Below are 19092 nucleotides of genomic sequence, written 5' to 3'. Positions count from 1 at the left end.
TTAGTAAAAATAATGCAAAAACACTAACCTTTAATAGTTAAAAGCGCAAAGCTAAAATTTGTGACTTTATATTCATGGCAAGAATAGTATCTTTGCATTTATAAACACACCTTATGCGTAAACCAATTAACGGCTTCTCAAAACTATCCAAATTAGACAAAATTGAATGGATTACCGCCACTTATTTTAAAGATTCAGATGCCGCAAAACAAGCCATTAAACAATATTGGAATACCGATCAAAAGCTACAACAGCTTCATGATGAGTTTATCGAAAACACCATCACCAATTACTATTTGCCTTTTGGGGTCGCACCCAACTTTTTAATCAATGGTAAACTATATACCATTCCCATGGCCATTGAAGAAAGCTCAGTTGTGGCCGCGGCGAGTAATGCTGCCAAGTTTTGGTTGGATCGTGGTGGATTTAAAACGGAAGTCATTTCAACCACAAAAATTGGCCAAGTCCATTTTATGTACAACGGAAGTCTAGACAAGCTTCAAAAGTTCTTTGCAACCGTAAAACCTAAACTCATTGAAGACACCCAGCAAATCACTAAAAGCATGGAAAAACGTGGTGGCGGCATTCTGGATATTGAGCTAAAGGACAAAACTAAAGATTTAAAGGATTATTATCAGCTTCATGCCACCTTTGAAACGTTGGATGCCATGGGCGCCAATTTCATCAACTCATGCTTGGAACAGTTTGCAAAAACCTTTAGAACTGAAGCACTTCATTTTGAGGATTTTTCAGAGGCAGAAAGACATATCCAAATAGTGATGAGTATTTTGTCCAACTATGTACCCGATTGTTTGGTAAAGGTCGAGGTGTCATGTCCTGTTGATGATCTGATTCAAAATTCATCAGAAGGGTCACAAGAATTTGCCCACAAATTTGTACAAGCCATTAAGATTGCTGAAATAGAGCCCTACAGAGCTGTCACACACAACAAAGGCATCATGAATGGTATTGATGCGGTTGTTCTTGCCACGGGCAATGACTTTAGAGCTGTAGAAGCTGGAGTACATGCTTACGCGGCAAGACATGGGAATTATAGTAGTTTGTCTCATGCTGAAATAAAAGATGGCGTGTTTAAGTTTTGGATGGAAATTCCTTTAGCCCTTGGTACTGTAGGTGGATTGACCAATTTACATCCTTTGGTAAAAGTGGCCTTGGAGATGCTGGGGCACCCATCGGCCAAAGAGTTGATGCAAATTGTAGCCGCAGCCGGCTTGGCACAGAACTTCGCCGCTATACGCTCCTTGACCACCACAGGAATTCAAGAAGGCCACATGAAGATGCACTTGATGAATATGCTTAATCAACTCAATGCTACCATCACCGAAAAGGAGAAAATGGTCGCGCATTTTAAAAACAATACCGTAACCCATAGTGCGGTTGAAGCAGCTTTGAGCAACTTGAGATTGTTAAGCAACGAATCCTAAATAATCAAAATACCACGTATCAAATACCAAATTTAAAAATCCAACGATCAAAAATTGAATCCTCAAAAATTTTATAGCAACGGAAAACTACTGATTACGGGAGAATATCTTGTTCTTGATGGTGCACTTGCTTTGGCCATTCCAACCAAATACGGACAATCGCTTACGGTAGAACCTTTTGAAGAGTCGCTTGTAAAGTGGGAAAGTTTTGACGCTGACGGAAAATTATGGTTTGAAACTGAGATTCTCAAACATCATGGGTTTCAATCTGCAAAAGCAGTTGATGATTCTATTGCGAATCGGTTGTTGCAAATTCTAAAGGCTACAAAAAATCAAAATCCAATTTTCTTAATGGGAGAAACGGGATTGAAAGTAAAGACCCAACTGGACTTTCCAAGAAACTGGGGACTTGGAACCTCCTCTACTTTGATCAATAATATAGCACAATGGGCAACAATTGATCCCTATAAATTGCTGGAGGACACCTTTGGTGGTAGCGGGTATGACATTGCATGTGCCATGCACAATGTGCCCATTACCTATCAGCTTGAGCAAAATGGAAGAACGGTTATTGAAAGAAATTTTAATCCAGCATTCAAAGAACACTTATATTTTGTTTTTCTCAACAAAAAGCAGAACAGTAGAGATGGGATTGCAACCTACCAACAAAATAAAAACAATACCAATCAGGCACTTTCTGAAATCAACGCCATTACCAACGATATGCTTAGCTGCACGAGTTTAGAGGCCTTTCAGTTTTTAATGCAATGCCATGAAAGCATTATCTCAAAAATAATTAAGCAGCAACCGGTCAAAGAAAGTCTGTTTAGAGACTTTAAAGGCAGCATTAAAAGCCTTGGTGCTTGGGGCGGTGATTTCGTATTGGCAGCGTCTGAAGATCAACCTGAGGCCTATTTTAAGGAGCGAGGGTTCGATATTATCATTCCTTATGTAGATATGGCATTGTAAGAAAGGGAATCAAGATTTAAAATTTAAATATTAAGACTAAAACCGTGAAACACTGAATACTCGAGGTTTATTGTAAATCTGGATTATAAATATGGGCCATTACCCCAAGTCTCCAGAAATATTTTATGAAAGTCTTCTTTGTGTCTTTTGTGACTTCTTTGTGAGTTTTGTGAAATAACAATGAAGCATAAAACACCAATAGATATTCACTGAGTAATAATAATAATAATAATAATAATAATAATGCTCGCCCTCTCCTTGCAATTCACTTGAAATATTTCTCACAGTTTTAATTTCTAAAGCGGTTTTGATTTGAATCAGAAAATCAGACAATCACAATCAGATTCTTTACAATAACCATAATTTTGATGATTGATAAGCTCTGACACTAAGTTCCACAAAACAGACTCAATGGAAATTCCAAACGAATTGAATTTTTTGGATTTACGATGGAAAATTTACGATTTACGAAAAATCAATTACACAAAAAACCCTATCCATTTAATAAACCTTTGCTTGTACAAAACATTGAACTCGCTATTTAGTGAAAATTTCGACTTAATAAAATTATAGACTTCTAAAAATCTGTGTAATCCATGAAATTCGTAACTAAAAAAATAAGAGCAATTGTTTTGAATGTGCTCAGTGTCGGCCACTAGCTTAAACAAACTAGTAGAAAGAGGAACTAAGCTTTCATGGAGGAAACAAACTAACAACGAAGAAAAATAGGACAAAATCAAAAAGAGGTCTTAATATTTTAAGACCTCTTTTTATTATATGTAATATGTATTTAAAAACTACTAATAAAACGTAGCTCTATTGTCAACAATATCTGCTGCTTCTTTCAGGGCTTCATAAGAACTAATCTGTGCAGAATTCAATCGTGAACTGTTCAAACGGTTGGCAATAGCTTGATAATTATCCAATTTTGGAGCGGCTGTCTTCTTGGTCACTTCCACCATAAACACGCCTTTATTACCATCGATTAGTTTAGAAGTTTCGCCTTCTTTCAAACCGAAAGCTACACCTACTACTTTAGGCTCCAAACCAGCACCTGATAAGGTTGGGTTTTTCATATTGATACCGTTTACAGTTGATGCTGCTATATTCTGACTTTGCGCTACTGCATCTACAGTGGAACCAGAAATTTTTTCACGGATCATCTTTGCTTTTTTCTCTTTCCTGATTTCAGGGATAACAGTCGCTGAGGCTGCCTCAGGAGTCATCAATCCTTTTTTGTTGACACCGGTTACCTGAACAACGGCATATCCAACACCTGGAATTGAAAAACGCTTGTAATCTCCAACTTTCGTTCCTTTTTCAAAAGCCCAACGTACAATAGTTCGTTGGCTTCCCAATCCAGGAATATTCTCATCAAGTTCCTTGATATTGTTCACAGGTCTAACCTGAACATCATTTTCTTTGGCTACGTCTTGAAAGTCATTTTTCTGAAGGGCAATTTCAAACTTAGAAGTTCTGTTGAACACATCGTCAATCGTTTTTTCAGAAGGTTCGATCTTTTGAGCGAGCGTGGCCACTTTAACCATACGCTTCTTAGCTTTTTGATCTAAGATTTCAATCACGTGAAAACCAAAATCAGTTTTCACAACACCCATATCACCTTTATTGTTTTCAAAAGTATAGTCTCTAAATTCAGGCACCATAGAATTGTACTCATACCAATCTAAAACACCTTCTTTTTCATTACTGACTTTATCGATAGAGAAATCCAATAAATCGACAAACTTAGAACGGTCCCTTTTGATGATATTCAACAAACTATCCGCAGTAGCTTTTGCTTCTTCCTCAGTTTGTGTCGTTTCCATATCTGCAGCACGAGACCCTACAAATGGAATCAATAAATGTCTTGACTTAACCGAGTCTGGCATAAACCTTTCTTCAACCACCTTAGTGATTTTAAACATGCCATTATCTTTGTAAGGACCATAATACTGACCTACGCTTAGATTAAAAATACTGTCCTGGGCTACATCTGGCAAACTTGTTTTCGTCACAAAACTATTTGTGTACTTCACATCGGAGTTTGAGTTAATAAAACCTTCTATATCCTTAGTAGCTTTCAAACCCACGATAGTATCAGTCAATTTAGATACTTCATTATACTCCACTCTCGTATTTAATAGAGCAGCCACATTATCTCTAACCGCGTTTTCATCATCTAAAGATGCAGACTCTTGAAATAGAACAAAATTAATATCTCTTGAAGCCTCAACTTCAAATTTCTTTTTATGCTTACTGATATAATCTGAAATTTCCGATTTGGACACCTTAACCAAGCTGTCTGAAATTGAAGCGTAAGGTACATTTACAAATTTCACATCAACACTGGCACTTTCCATATTATATTCCACTTCTGCTTCAGCAAGTGTTGCACCAACACCAGCTTTAACGAGATTAAAATAGGTTTGCTCTTGTGCTCCAACAGCAATAGCAGCTTCATTATTAACCCACTCAAAATAGTTGATCTGGAAGTTTCCAAGCTGAGCTCTCTCAGGTGAGATGGCCTTTAAATTAGCTATAAACTCATTCAATCTGTTCTCGTCGAAGATTCCGGCTTCATTCATGAATTCTGGAAACTCTGCGAAATTGTTTCTCAAAAGATTTCTCATTTGATCTTTTTCTACAGAAAGTCCCAATCCTTCAAACTGATTCTCCATTACAGCACGTCTTAACTCCTGGTCCCAAACCCTGTTCATGGTTTGTGTTGTAGTACTGCTAGGCCCCATTTGGCGTTGCATGTTGTCAACACGACTCATGAAATCCTCACGACTAATGTCGTTGCCATTAATAGTAGCGATAGTATCCTGTGTATCCCCAAAAGCACTACTGTTTTGGAACAAATCAGAAAGCACAAAAGCGAATAAGGCTAATGCGATAATTACAATGAGGAAAATAGAACGTTGCCTAATTTTATTTAAAACTGCCATTTTATTGTATAAGTTAGAAAATATAAGTGCGCGAAAATACCAATTTCTATCAAATAATAAAAGTAGAACTCCATTTTATTAAATTAATCTTGAATAGTTTGTGATTGTTGGGATATGAAAGGCCATTAATCTGAAAGAAAGGGCATTTTTGGGATGGGTAGCAGAAAATTATTGATTGATGATTGATGATTGATGATTGATAAAGAAATTTAAACTTAAAATCTTGAATTTTAAACTGAAGACTGCCGACTAAAACCTAATCCTCATCCAGAACTTTTAACGCCACCAAATCAATCTTTGTGGTAGAGACTTCTAAAATTGTGAAAAGATAATTTTCTATTTGGATTTGGTCATTTACGTGTGGAATCTCTTCGGTTTCATCAACAATCAATCCGCCCAAAGTTTCATAATTCTCTCCTTCAGGAAGGTCTAACTTATATACTTCATTGATATAATCGACTTCCAATCGTGCTGAAAACTTATAATTGTCATCATCTATTTTCTCCTCGATCAATTCCATGGTGTCATGTTCGTCTTCTATCTCTCCAAACAATTCCTCAATAATATCTTCTACGGTGATAATTCCTGAAGTCCCACCATACTCATCAATGACCACGGAAATACTTTTTCGCTTTTTGGTAAGTACGTTCAATACATCCTTGACCAACATGGTTTCTGGTACAAATTCCACACCTCTGACTACAGATTTGATGTCTTTAGGCTTTTTGAACAGTTCAAAGGAATGAACATATCCAACAATATCATCCACCGAATCTTTATAAACCAAAATCTTGGACAAGCCAGAAGATGTGAACAGAGCTTTCAAGTTTTTAATCGGTTCGCTAATATCTACGGCAATAATCTCGGTACGTGGCAACATGACTTCTCTGGCTTTTACCTCAGAAAAATCAAGCGCATTCTGAAAAATCTGAATTTCACTGTCCACCTCATCATGTTCTTCTACAGACTCCATCTGTTCGCTGATATAGTTTCCCAACTCCACCTTGGTCATTACCAATTGCACGTCCTCCTTGCCTGTTTTAAAGAAGCGTTTGAGGATCATATTAGAAATCCAAATGACGAGATCAGAAACCCAAGAGAATAATCCATAAAAAAAGTAAGCAGGCACTGCCAATATTTTAAGGAGCGAATTCGCATAAATTTGAAAGAATACTTTTGGAAGGAATTCGGCGGTAAACAATATCAATAATGTGGAAATAACGGTTTGCGTAAGCAGACTCAAATCATGCAACATATAATTCAAGAAACCGTAATCTGTTGGCAAAATCTCTTTGAACCATGTCACCAATTTGTCGCCCATTAAAAACCCATACACCACCAAGGCAATATTATTACCAATAAGCATTGTGGCAATAAATTTGGAAGGTTTTGCGGTGAGTTTTGTGAGGGTTTTGGCTAAGAAATCATTCTGCTTTTTGGCAATTTCTATGTGAATCTTATTCGACGACACATAGGCAATTTCCATACCCGAAAAAAAAGCCGATAAAATAAGTGACAGAATAATGATAAGCGCATTACTGTCCATAAATTACTGGTTATTGTTCATTTTTTTTCTGAAATGCTTTTTGAAGAAATACATTCCGACAGCCATAAGGGCGAAAACCAATAGCATAATTGCTTTACCGTTCTCTACATTCCACAATCTCACTGCCTCATATATAAAAAACACAGCGATGAATAAGTAAGCGTATTGAATAACTTTATGAATCGTTTTCATGGGTCATTTTAATTTAGCGACAAAGATAATCAATTATTTATCTGAACTTGAAGTTTTCGTTCATTTAGAAATAATCAGTTTCAGGATTAAACTTATCAACTACCAGAAACGACAGGTCTAAGGAATCGACAATATACCCCCTTCAGAATTAGAACGAATCATCGTCATCAAAGTACTGTACACCTGTCACCTCACTAACGCCATAACTACTGAAATCCTGATTAGAATCGAAAGCGTTTCCGGTCACTATACTAGTAGGCGACACATATCTTACAGGTTTATTTGAAAACACCCAATCGCGTTTTTGATCATAAAACAACTGTTCTGCAAAAATACTATCCTTAGTTTCTGTCGTTATAAGAACGTTGCCCCTTAAATCTATCAAGTCTGTATTATTATACGATATCGCATAATCTGCAACAATAGTGCTTCTTTTATTCCGTTCGTCATATATATAAAGGGTGACGCCATCTGGGAACTCGTTATAAGAGAATTCCCTATTGGAGAAATCCAGCATTTTCGGACTGATTAGATTGGCTTTCAAGCGCCCTGAATCAGTGTATTTAAGATTCATGTTTTCAGCGACACCAATAGGTTCATTTTGCTTAATGCCAATTTGCTGTACTTCCTTAAAGTTATTTTTACATGAAAAAAACATAGTCACAGCAAACGCTGTGACTATGTAGAATAAATTATATGATGATTTATAGTTCATTTATATTTTTGGAACGGTAACACTTAACCCAATCCAGCATCCAATTCTTATGGTTTCTCCGCTATTCCCCTCAGTAAAAATATCAGATCTTTGAGGTGCTTTTCCTTCGTAATTCGCAGCTAAACCTTCAGCATACGATCTTAAATTGGCGTCTACTCTACCTGCTTTTCTAGCTTCTGCAGCGGCCAACCAGAACACTGCTCTTTTGTTGAACGTAGTGTCTCCACAATTGTTTGCACTGGCGGCATACATTTGAGCAATTTCAATATGCGCTCTACCATTTGATGGATTCAATTCCACTGATCTTTGGTAATAGTTCCTGGCCGCACCATAATTACCTTGAGATTTCAAGCTATTGCCAAAACGCATAGCCAACCTTGATTTTTTCAATGGATCTTTTTCAAGATCATACGATTGGTCCAAATATGGTTTTGCCTCTTTTTCCTTGCCTTGTTTCATCAACAAATTGTAAACAAAGAATTTTGTATCCGCAGAAGGTGATGACTCATCATATGCCTTAACCAACTTGGTGTATAGTGCATCATCCGTACATTCTTTATTATACATTCTGCTTACCGCACGTTTTAACCATTCCGCATCAGTTTTAAACTTCTCAAAATCTCTTGTATACAACGGAACCAACACCTCACAATTGGCCAAAATACCAAGCTTGCTATCAATACTCCCTGAGATCTTAGCATAGTTCTCCAAGTAGTTTTCATATTGTCTCTTATACTGTGCTTCTTTTTTATCTAATTCAGTCCCATCTTCTTCTTTCTCAATAAGTGGATTCAGCTTTTCAGTGTAGTTATCAATCTCTTGATTGATTTTATCCGTGACATCGTCATATTTATTAAAAACATCCAACACCTCTACCTCTTTAGCATCATGCATATCAACTATAGTAGAGAAATAAACATATAACCCTTTTGGATTGGTAAAACTTGCAGGTTCCTTTTTATAAAGATTATCAAAAGCATCATACACCTGTTTATTATTTAAGCCTAAAGCTTCTCTATGGTCATATTTCAACAAGGCTTTATCTTGCAGAATATCTCCAGCAGTGTACTTATTTGGGAAATTTACAATCCCTTCATCCCACACCTTCATCAGATCATTGATGTAATTCACTTTTTCAGCTCCAGAAGCTCTCTCAATTTTGTCTTTTAGAATTCTATCACCATAAAAATAAATGGCATAATTGAATTTAGGACATTTGTTACGAAGCTTCATAAATGGTTCATAAGCTTCGTCAAATTTTTTGCTCTTCGCATAATCACTCATTAATGTCAAGTTAAGCATGCATTCTTCATCTTGCTGAGCAAAACTGACATTGAACCCCATGAACAAAGCAAGAAGTAATAAAGTAAATCGTGTTTTCATCGTATTAAATTTATTCTGTTAATTATATTTTCGTTTTTGGAACCATCTATCGTTTAAAGATAAACTAATTTGCAAATTCATAAAGTTTTCTTGAATTAAATTTGCTTTCGTAGTTCCCCTTTTACCAAACTCGAAACCAATATTGGCATTTGAGAAGAAGTCGGCTCCAACCGGTAACCCAATCCCAAAAGACATGCCAAACTCATTAATCGTTTGATTATTTATCTCAAGGCCCGTGTTCTCAAACCTTACACCTGCCCTATAAACAATTCGTTTCCAGTAATTTGAGAACGATTTGTAGTCTGGAATATAAAATCCACCAATTGCAATTGTAGAGGCATCAACAAATTCAGCATTTCCTATGGTAAAAATAGGATTGTCGAATTCGCTGGTTTTCTGAAAGGTATATTCGGCACCTGCAAACCATTTTTGCGGTTTACCAATACCTGCACCTAAAGAGAACAGGGATGGCAAAGTCAAATCTGTTGTTCTCAAATTTTGACCGTCCAAATCAGCTTCAACAGTGTTTATTATTAATTCTTGATTTGAGAAAGGATCCACAACTACCGTAGAGAAGTAGCGCTCATTATCAGAGTTGATCTTACTTTTTGGCATAAAGGTCAATCCTGTAGTCAGTTCGAGCTTTTCAGTAATCATGGTTTTATAATTCATTCCAAAGTTAAGATTGATACCGCTCAAATTAGAACGATTATTCTCTTTAGAATGGTATTGAAGTGACTCTCCATCTTGATATCTGAACTGGAGCGCACTATTTTGAATGTTTCCGAAGTTATAGCTCGCGTCAACACCAATGCCTAATTTAGGTGTGATTTGATATCCCAACCCTATAAATGCCTTGTTCATTCCGCCTTCGCCTCTAAAACGTTGATCAAGGTCGCCAGCTGTATTGGACGATTCCAATTTATAGCCTACTGATGAGTAAGGAATCAATCCGAAACCCAATCCGAATTTACCCATCGGTACAGCAAGAACCAAATAATCAAAGGTTGTTGAGTTCGCTTTTTGGCTCTCCTCCTCTGTTTTTAAATTTAAGTGACTTGAACTTCCGCCTACCGTGAATTTTACAGGTCTACTTTCATTGTTCCATATCTTAAGGTTATTACCTGCATAACCGGACGGATTACGTAAATTGACGTGGATGCTGTCTGTAAAGAAACTTAGGCCTCCCATACTCCTGTTTTCTACTGTTCCTTTAAATTTTAGACTTCCAATGCCGTAAAAAGAATAAGGGGATGCTGAGCCGTCTTGCGCTTGCGCCTGAAATGCGAAAACGACGATGAAAACTATTACAAGTTTTTTTATCATTAGTGTGTATTATATTCTAAAATAAAGTTCAAACCCTCTAAAAGAAAATTCGAGTTGGCAAATATGCTATTTTTTAATTGCTTTGACAAGAAATTGGCATCACCTCCTGTTAAAATAACTGTTAAATCTGAATACTTCTCTAGATATTCATCAATTACCCCATCAATTTCCTTGATTATTCCATTGACCACACCAGAATGAATTGCACCTACAGTGCTGTCTCCAATGAGGGCTTCTGGGATTTCAGTATCTAATAACGGGAGATTTGCCGTGAAATTATGCAAACTCTTATAACGCAAGCGGATTCCTGGAGAAATAGCACCTCCTAAATACTCATTTTGTTGCGTTATGAAGTCGTAAGTAATACAACTACCCGCATCAATTATCAATACATTGTCATTTGGATATTGATTTACCGACGCAGAAACGAGCGCCATGCGATCTACTCCCAAAGTAGTGGGTGTTTTATAGCGGTTGTGAAATGGAAATTTTAAATTAGAATCTAAAATGAGCACTTTGTATTGTTTTTCGAGCTCAGAAACCATCTCTTTTGACAATTTTCCCACCGATGCGAGGATGCATTTCTGGATTTTTGGATGATTTATTGAAATATTTTTTTGTGTTTTTCCAAACTCAAAAAGCTCCACAATAATTTTCTCCACAAGTTCATCTTCTTGAAAAACAGCAAATTTGACAAGCGTGTTGCCGACATCAACAATTAAATTCATAGCTTAATTATAAGCTGCAAATTTACAAAAGCAATTTTTATATCTTTTAGTTTTGCGAATAATAAAAATGCTTCTATATTTGCAACCTCGTTTTAAACGACTGGTGCCTTAGCTCAGTTGGTAGAGCAAAGGACTGAAAATCCTTGTGTCCCTGGTTCGATTCCTGGAGGCACCACCATCAAAAACCCGAACATTTGTTCGGGTTTTTTGGTTTTTAATGGTGGCAGAGACGCAATGCATTGCGTCTCCGCCAAAAAAACAATGCATTGCGTCTATGTTTATAAATTTATTTTACTTCCAACATCCTAAGAATCCCAGGATAATAAAGCCCCAAGGCAAACCCTCTTACCACCACATAAAAGATAAACGATACCCATAAACCAGTATTGCCATAATACTGCACCAATATCATTCCCAAACCAATAAATGCGACCATGGATAACAGGGTTGCATTACGCATATCCTTACTTCGGGTCACCCCAATAAAAACACCATCCAACTGGAACGCTATAAAAGAAAACAAGATATAAAACACCGCATAATTCTTATAATTAGAGGCTATGGTTTGCACTTGAAGATCTTTAGTCAATAAGGGAATAATGGTATCGCTCGATACAAATACTATCAACGCAAGCAAAACCGCAGTACCACCGGCCAAAACCGTTGATTGCTTAACCTGAAGCATGAAAAGCGATTTGTTTTTAGCGCCAAAAGCTTTTCCCGCCAGCATTTCCACCACGTGCGCGTAGCCATCCAAAAAGAACGCTGATAAAGTCACAAATTGCAGCAACACGTGATTGGCAGCAAGCGTATGATCTCCAAACTTTGCGCCTTGATTAGCAAACCAAGCAAAGCCGCTCAGTAATGCCAAAGTGCGAATCATAATGTCCGAATTCACCTTAAATAAAGCGATTAACTTAGGCATGTCGAAAATGAGCGCTTTCAATTCCCGAACCCGTTCCCAAGGTCGGTTAATTTCAAGCCTTTTAAACAAGATATACCCTGCAAAAAACAAAGTTAGCCATTCTGCCAAGACCGTTCCGAGTGCGATGCCCTTCACTCCCATTCCAAATCCGACGACAAAAGTGACATTAAACGCAATATTTAAACCGTTCAGAAACAATTGTACCCATAGCAATCGCTTCGTCCACCCCATACCGATGAGCGTTCCCAATAATGAAAATGTAATCAAGGTTGCAGGTGCACCCCAAATTCGGATGTAGAAATAATCTTTGACCAATTCCTTGATTTCATCACTTGCACTCAGTAAATAAACCGACAGCTCTCCAATTAATTTCTGCAAGACAACAAGCACCAAACCTATGGCTGCTCCGAGAAAAACAGATCGGAATACTAAAGCGTGCAGCTCATCATTATCTTCAGCTCCTGAAGCTTGGGCGATAAACCCAGTGGTTCCCATTCTAAGAAAACCAAACCCCCAATACACAAAACTAAAAATCAGTGCGGCAAGGGCAATTGCACCTAAATCGGAAGCGGATGCGGTTTGACCTATCGCCGCAGTATCTACCAACCCCAATAAGGGCACGGAGGCATTGGCAATGATGATTGGGATTGCCAATTTGATGATATAGAGGTAATTGTTCTGTTTCATTAAAAGATAATGGTTGTGAATAAAAATCGCATCCGATTTAAACCTCAACAAACCTACTTAACTTTTTAGGAAACACTTTAAAGAATTTTGATTTTTTGAGTCGATCAAATGCTATGACTACAATCAAATAAGTATTATTTTGTTCCCATGTTAAAGCGTCAATGAATTTGTAAATTTGCATCTATGAGGATTTTAATTATTGAAGACGATTTACGTGTTGCCGAGCTTTTGCAAAGAGGTCTGGAAGAACACGGCTTTATACCAACCTTGGCGTATGATGGCGTTTCAGGTAAAAAATTGGCATTACAAAATGATTACGACCTCATCATCACGGATATTATCCTACCAAAAATGGATGGTATCGATTTGTGTAAATTTATTAGACAATCCAAACCGAATATGCCCATCATCATGTTGACCGCGTTGGGCACCACCGATGATAAAGTAGATGGTTTTGATGCCGGTGCAGATGATTATCTGGTCAAACCCTTTGAAATGCGCGAACTTGTAGCACGAATCCGAGCGTTGCTCAACAGACGGACTAACAGCAATAACAATTCCATCACCATTCTCAATTATGCCGATCTTGAAATGAATCTGCATACAAAAATGGTCAAGCGTAACGACCAGGATATCAGTTTAACGCCGAAAGAATTCAAGCTGTTGGAATATATGCTTCAAAATCCGGAGCGTGTGCTATCACGTATAGAAATTGCCGAAAAAGTCTGGGATACGCATTTTGATACCGGCACGAATTTTATCGATGTCTATATCAATTATTTACGCAGGAAAATAGACCGAGAATTTGAACACAAACTCATCCACACCAAACCCGGAATGGGTTTCGTATTGAAACGGGAAGATGTATAGTCGGTATTATTCGTGAAATGAATAGTATTTCATATTAAAGAAGCGAATAGATTCGTGACAATTAGTGAAATTAGTGTCTTAAATTTTTAATCAATATTTTGAAAACCAGAACACGACTCGCCTTATTATTTACAGTAATCACTGCCACCATTCTATTGGCGTTTGCGGCTGTCATTTATTATTCCACTCAGGAAAGTCGCGAACGTGAATTTTATACACTACTTAAAAAAGAAGCAGTCACGAAAGCCAATTTGTTTTTTAATGCAAAAGTTAATCCACAGACCCTACAGGATATCTACCGTAGCAACCGGCAAATCTTAAACGAAGTTGAAGTTGCTATCTACGATCAGGATTTCAATTTGTTGTACCATGATGCGGTGGATATCGACTTTGTCAAAGAAACCAAACCGATGATTGACGACATCTACAAAAAAGGCGAAATTAAATTCTACCAAGAAGGTTGGCAAGTGGTGGGAATGCGATTTGAGTTTGAAGACCAAACCTATATCATTACCGCTACATCGTATGACCAATACGGCTATAACAAATTGAACAGCTTGCTTAAAACAAGTATTTTTGTTTTCGTTATTTCCATTGTATTTATTTATATCGCTGGGGTTTTCTTTTCAAAAAAAGCGTTTGAGCCGATTAGTAAGATGACCGAAAAAGCACAGGACATCACCGCAACAAATCTGGATTTACGATTGCCTTCCAAGGACAATAAAGATGAATTATCCGAACTCGCACAAACTTTTAATGCGATGTTGGATCGGCTGGAACAATCCTTTGATGCCCAGAAACATTTTGTTTCGAACATTTCACATGAACTCCGAACGCCTTTAGCGGCAATCATTACGGAGTTGGAATTATCGCTTGGAAAAGAGCGGCAAAGTGAAGATTACAAACTCGCCATCCAAAACAGTTTAAAAGATGCCAAAAAAATTGTTCGGCTTTCCAACAGTCTTTTGGATATGGCAAAAGCGAGTTACGATCCTTCTGAAATATCTTTTAAATCTGTACGCATTGACGAAGTCTTATTGGATGCCAGACAGCAAGTGCAACAAGCCAATCCAAATTATAAAATAGACATTCACTTTGAAAACGATTTTGAAAACGATGCGCAAATCTCCATCAACGGGAATGAATATCTTTTAAAAGTCGCTTTTGCAAATCTCTTTGAAAATGGCTGTAAATTCTCGAAAGATCATCATTCAAAAGCATCCATTCTTTTTAAAGACCACAACATCCAACTGCAATTTTCAGATCATGGGATTGGGATTTCAGAAATTGATCTGAAAAACATCTTCAAACCATTCTATCGAGGCGACAATCAGAAATTTGCCGATGGAAACGGGATTGGGTTACCATTGACCCAGAAAATAATCCTGCTGCATAAAGGGACAATTTCAGTGACTTCTAAGTTAGGTGAAGGGACGGATTTCTATGTTAGTTTTCCAAATTAGAATTAAGACCGCTTCGCTGTTAGAATCAAGAATCAAGACTTAGATTGTGAAGATTTCAGAACACTTCATTTTTATTCCAAAAACTGCTGGAATCGGTATGTTTCAATAGCATTCAAAAGCAAGACCACTACAGACTAAAGTACTATCTCCGTCCTCCCGATACGGACTACAAGTCTGTTATAATTCGTGTCATTAAGAATCAGGTTAAAAAGTATATTCATTTAATAATGAGCGGATTTGTGTAATTCGTGTAATCCGTGTCTAAAAATCAACTTAAACAAAGAGATCGTACTTTTTTGCCCATTGAACTTTTCGCAATGATGTTTAATAATCTTGTATTAATACCTCTGTCGGAATATTCAAATTGGTGTTCAATTTTCTAATCATTTCTAAAGTCAATTTACGTTTTCTATTCATTATTTCGCTCACTCGACTTTTAAACCCAATCATATCAACTAAATCTTTTTGTTTCAAGCCCATTTGCTCCATTCTAAAAGAAATGGCTGAAATAGGATCTGGCATTCCAATTGGAAAATTCTCATTTTCGTAGTTATCAATTAGGATGGCAAGGATTTCCAATTCGTCTCCATTGTCAGTTCCTTTTTTTGCATCAAAGATGACTTCCAAACGCTCAAGTGCATTTTGGTAATCCTTTTCGTTTCTAATCGGTTTTATTTTCATCCTAAATTTCGTTTGCGTTAATTTTATCGTATTCAGCGTGCGTTCCGATAAAACGGATCCACGCAAGTTGATACTCAAAATTGAATTTAACAATCAGTCGATAATCGTTGCCTTTAATGTTAAATACAATTCGATTATCTTTCAAAATACTTGCGTTCGGATAATTCGATTTAAGGTCATTAATGGATGACCAATTTGATTTTTCGATTTCACGATACCACGTCTTCAATTGCAATTCGCAATTGCCATGTTTTTCCCAAAAATCTCGTAATGTTCCTCTTGAAAAAATTTTCACATCAAGCTATTTGTAGCAAACATACAAAAAAAGTTACCAAAACGATAACTTTTAATGAGTTTTTAGCATTATGGATAACTAATAAAACTAACCGTAAATTGTAAAATCAATATACGAAAATTCGATATTGCAACTTACAGATTGCTTCGTCGTGCCTCCTCGCAATGACGCTTTTAACTCGACACCTTTCCTTTTTCTAATGAAATTCTAATATTTTTCTATGACTTCTCTAACTGACAAATAGATAAAGTAGGTCAATCTTTGTAATTCTATGCAAACCGCAGAACAATTCATTAAAAAGCTGACATGAAGTTCATTTTTAAAACATTTCTCTATTTAGCTCTCGCTGTCGGATTATTACAGCCTGTAAATGCGCAAACACCGTTCACTTTAGAACAAGTTTTGAAAACGGCAAAACGCAATAATCCGGTTTTAAAGTCGGAGCATTATAATATTGCCATTGCCGAAAGCGATATCCTTAGTGCTGAATTGCGCCCGAATTTGGTGTTGAGTAATGAAACCATTCAAATCGCCAATTCATCAGATTTTGAGAATAGCACGAATTGGGGAAATCCTGAAAATCGCGAAGTGCTTTGGCAGTTGTCGAAAACCTTCCAAATTATGGGGCAGCGCAAAAATAAAATTGATGTCGCTCAAAAAAGTGCCCAATTATCTCAAAAAGAATACACGGAAATAGAAAGTGATATTCTTTTTGAGGTCGCCGAAAAATGGAACGAAGTCTGGACCGCCCAAAAGCAATTGGAACTCATTAAATCTGCAAAAGATAATATTGACAGTTTAGTGATCACCAATCAACATCGATACAGAAATCAAGTCATCACCCAAACCGATGTATTCCGAACGGAACTATTAGCCAAACAATATGCGTTGCAATACACAACAGAGCGTCAAGAATTAGCAAACAGAAAAAAGGAACTTCAGTTTCTAATGGGGATTCAAGATACTATTCAAATTGATACTTCAGAAGATCTTGGAAGCTACGGTCTGACTTCTTTAAATGAATTGCAAGAACAATCTTTAGCATTTCGAAGTGCCATACAATCCGCAAAATCCATGGTTGACGTTTCTGAAAGTAACATCCATCTGCAAAAAAGCATGGCTTATCCGCAACCTGAAATAGGCGTAATTTACAACGTACAGCACAAAATTCCTCATGTTGGATTCGTCGCGTCCATAGATTTGCCATTTTTTGATCGGAATCAAGGTGAAATCAAAAAATCCCTCATCCAAAGAGACCAGGCTGAGCAGCAACTTCACACTTTGCAGGCACAGCTTGAAACTGAAATCACCACGGCTTATGAAAGTCATCAAGTTCAGTTACAAAATATAGAAAATTATCAATCGGTTTTGGAACAATCCCAAACCATTTTAGATAACATTAAGTATGCCTATCTCAGAGGTGGCACCAGCATCATCGATTTCTTGGAAGCCCAAAGTAGTTGGCTGGAAACCCAGGAAGAATACAACGACGTTTTAGAGCAATACCGTCAAAGTCATATACAACTGCTGTACGTAGCAGGTTTAATCAATCAATTAGCCCAATAATGAAACACGCAATTTTCACAGCTTTTGTTTTACTCCTGTTGTCATCTTGTGGCAGTGAAACCAAAACAGAACAGACCCATAGAGCCTCCCCCATTATCACCAATGGCGGGACAACCATTCAGTTTCCAGAAACTGCACACTTGGATTTTTTCAAGACTGAGCATCTCAATAACGATACGCTTTCGGCGAAATTTACCGCACCGGCAAACGTCGCTGCCACCGTATTACCATCACGCGAAGGTGCGAGACAGAATCTGATTTTGTTCGAAAACCCTGAACTGTCCAGCCATTATACACAGCTGAATCAATTACAGATCAGCATCAATCAAATTGCCAACGTCAACCTCAAGCAGCGTCAGTTGGAATTGGAACGCACCAAGGATCTGAGTGCCCACGGCGTCGCCACAGGTCAGGATCTGATGGATGCTGAAAGCGCTTTGACGATGGAACAAAGTTTACTTTCCAATGAAAAGGCAGCTTTGACCGAACACGAATCCAAATTAATTTCCGAAGGGTTTTCACCGGATGTTTTGCGAAAAGCAAAAGCGGGAACAGCATTCCTCATCTGTGATATTCCGGAAAATCAAATTGGAAATATAGAAGAAGGTGACACGTGCGATATTCGATTCAATGCCTTCCCAAACACCGAATTCACCGGAAAAGTGGATGCCATTGCCGACGTTGTCGATCACAGCACACGAATGGTCAAAGCGCGAATTATCGTCAACAATTCCTCGAAGAAACTGAAATCGGGCATGTTTGCCAATGTGAGTTTTGACCTGAGCGACGACCATAATGTAAGTGTCAACAAAAATGCACTGGTGACCGTTCAAGGCAAGCATTATGTATTTATAAAAACTTCCGAAAATGAATTTGAGCGTAAGGAAGTCAAAATCGGTCAACATATTGGCGATCGGATCATCATTTTTGATGGGATTTCTGCTGATGATGAAGTTGCCATCGAAGGCGTTTTACAACTCAAAGGTCTATCGTTCGGATATTAAAAAATAAAAACATGTTACAAGCACAAATTTTCATCGATAAAGACGAACTCAAAGGCGTCAAACCTTTACATGAGTTTATTATGAATTTACTCATCGACAATGGGATTGCAGGTGCAACCTCCGTGATGGGATATTCTGGTTTCGGCAGACATCATCGACTGAAACAACCTTCCCGACTATTTTCTTTTGATGAAGCGTCCATGCTGATCACCTTTGTTGATTCTGAAGAAAAAGTAAAAACAACCTTAAGTGTTCTAAGAGAACAGTATCGCGGCGGATTCATCATCACCCATCGGGTCGATCTTTGGTAAGTAAAATCATTGACTTCCGCTTTAAATCTAATATCTAT

Annotated in this window: 16 protein-coding genes and 1 tRNA gene; 8 read left to right on the top strand and 9 right to left on the bottom strand. The window is 37.4% G+C overall.

Going from position 1 to position 19092, the window contains the following annotated elements:
- Positions 1-113 precede the first annotated feature (113 nt).
- Complete coding sequence (locus J4051_RS15215; protein ID WP_208234736.1) at positions 114-1445, top strand: hydroxymethylglutaryl-CoA reductase, degradative; 1332 nt, start codon at positions 114-116, stop codon at positions 1443-1445.
- Between the two features lie 54 nt (positions 1446-1499).
- Positions 1500-2414 (top strand): GYDIA family GHMP kinase, encoded by a 915-nt coding sequence (locus J4051_RS15210; protein ID WP_208234735.1) that lies wholly within the window; start codon positions 1500-1502, stop codon positions 2412-2414.
- 800 nt (positions 2415-3214) lie between these two features.
- Here the strand turns inward: J4051_RS15210 and J4051_RS15205 are convergent.
- The 6 genes from J4051_RS15205 to J4051_RS15180 form a co-directional block, all read right to left on the bottom strand.
- Entirely contained in the window at positions 3215-5362 is a 2148-nt protein-coding gene (locus tag J4051_RS15205; protein WP_208234734.1) for a peptidylprolyl isomerase, read from the bottom strand.
- Between the two features lie 256 nt (positions 5363-5618).
- A complete protein-coding gene (locus J4051_RS15200) occupies positions 5619-6908 on the bottom strand; it encodes a hemolysin family protein (protein WP_208234733.1) in 1290 nt (429 codons plus the stop codon).
- Between the two features lie 340 nt (positions 6909-7248).
- Positions 7249-7815, bottom strand: coding sequence for an LPS export ABC transporter periplasmic protein LptC (gene lptC, locus J4051_RS15195; protein WP_208234732.1), 567 nt, complete (start codon positions 7813-7815; stop codon positions 7249-7251).
- Positions 7816-9198: a tetratricopeptide repeat protein gene (locus J4051_RS15190; protein ID WP_208234731.1), complete on the bottom strand. Its 1383-nt coding sequence runs from the start codon at positions 9196-9198 to the stop codon at positions 7816-7818.
- An 18-nt stretch (positions 9199-9216) separates the two neighbouring features.
- Positions 9217-10524 carry a hypothetical protein gene (locus J4051_RS15185; RefSeq protein ID WP_208234730.1) on the bottom strand — a complete coding sequence of 436 codons (1308 nt, stop codon included), beginning with the start codon at positions 10522-10524 and terminating at the stop codon, positions 9217-9219.
- Positions 10524-11252 (bottom strand): type III pantothenate kinase, encoded by a 729-nt coding sequence (locus tag J4051_RS15180; protein WP_208234729.1) that lies wholly within the window; start codon positions 11250-11252, stop codon positions 10524-10526. Before J4051_RS15180 ends, J4051_RS15185 begins: the two co-directional genes overlap by 1 nt.
- A gap of 102 nt (positions 11253-11354) precedes the next feature.
- Between J4051_RS15180 and J4051_RS15175 the strand changes: the two genes are divergently transcribed.
- A tRNA-Phe gene (locus J4051_RS15175) sits at positions 11355-11430 on the top strand.
- Positions 11431-11538: 108 nt separating this feature from the next.
- On the opposite strand, the gene J4051_RS15170 is transcribed toward J4051_RS15175, so the two are convergent.
- Complete coding sequence (locus J4051_RS15170) at positions 11539-12864, bottom strand: MATE family efflux transporter (protein WP_208234728.1); 1326 nt, start codon at positions 12862-12864, stop codon at positions 11539-11541.
- 183 nt (positions 12865-13047) lie between these two features.
- Here J4051_RS15170 and J4051_RS15165 point away from each other — a divergent pair, with 183 nt between their 5' ends.
- Entirely contained in the window at positions 13048-13734 is a 687-nt protein-coding gene (locus J4051_RS15165) for a response regulator transcription factor (protein ID WP_208234727.1), read from the top strand.
- Between the two features lie 98 nt (positions 13735-13832).
- Positions 13833-15197: a sensor histidine kinase gene (locus J4051_RS15160; RefSeq protein ID WP_208234726.1), complete on the top strand. Its 1365-nt coding sequence runs from the start codon at positions 13833-13835 to the stop codon at positions 15195-15197.
- 324 nt (positions 15198-15521) lie between these two features.
- Here J4051_RS15160 and J4051_RS15155 read toward each other — a convergent pair whose 3' ends face one another.
- Both J4051_RS15155 and J4051_RS15150 read right to left on the bottom strand, forming a co-directional pair.
- Positions 15522-15878 carry a helix-turn-helix domain-containing protein gene (locus tag J4051_RS15155; RefSeq protein ID WP_208234725.1) on the bottom strand — a complete coding sequence of 119 codons (357 nt, stop codon included), beginning with the start codon at positions 15876-15878 and terminating at the stop codon, positions 15522-15524.
- Position 15879: 1 nt separating this feature from the next.
- Positions 15880-16173: a type II toxin-antitoxin system HigB family toxin gene (locus tag J4051_RS15150; RefSeq protein WP_027127091.1), complete on the bottom strand. Its 294-nt coding sequence runs from the start codon at positions 16171-16173 to the stop codon at positions 15880-15882.
- Between the two features lie 306 nt (positions 16174-16479).
- On the opposite strand from J4051_RS15150, the gene J4051_RS15145 reads away from it, so the two are divergent.
- From J4051_RS15145 to J4051_RS15135, 3 genes are read left to right on the top strand one after another with little or no spacing between them, the layout of a single operon-like run.
- Positions 16480-17739: a TolC family protein gene (locus J4051_RS15145; RefSeq protein ID WP_208234724.1), complete on the top strand. Its 1260-nt coding sequence runs from the start codon at positions 16480-16482 to the stop codon at positions 17737-17739.
- On the top strand, positions 17739-18743 hold the full coding sequence (locus tag J4051_RS15140) for an efflux RND transporter periplasmic adaptor subunit (RefSeq protein ID WP_208234723.1): 1005 nt from the start codon (positions 17739-17741) through the stop codon (positions 18741-18743). Before J4051_RS15145 ends, J4051_RS15140 begins: the two co-directional genes overlap by 1 nt.
- 11 nt (positions 18744-18754) lie before the next feature.
- The gene (locus J4051_RS15135; RefSeq protein ID WP_129017367.1) at positions 18755-19054 is read left to right on the top strand and encodes a DUF190 domain-containing protein; all 300 of its coding nucleotides are present in this window, start codon (positions 18755-18757) and stop codon (positions 19052-19054) included.
- Positions 19055-19092: the final 38 nt, after the last annotated feature.

The sequence above is a fragment of the Gelidibacter pelagius genome, assembly GCF_017581925.1.
Classification (GTDB): Bacteria; Bacteroidota; Bacteroidia; order Flavobacteriales; family Flavobacteriaceae; genus Gelidibacter; species Gelidibacter pelagius.
The sequence above is the reverse complement of the archived record's forward strand: the minus strand, read 5'-3'. Positions and strand labels throughout refer to the sequence as shown.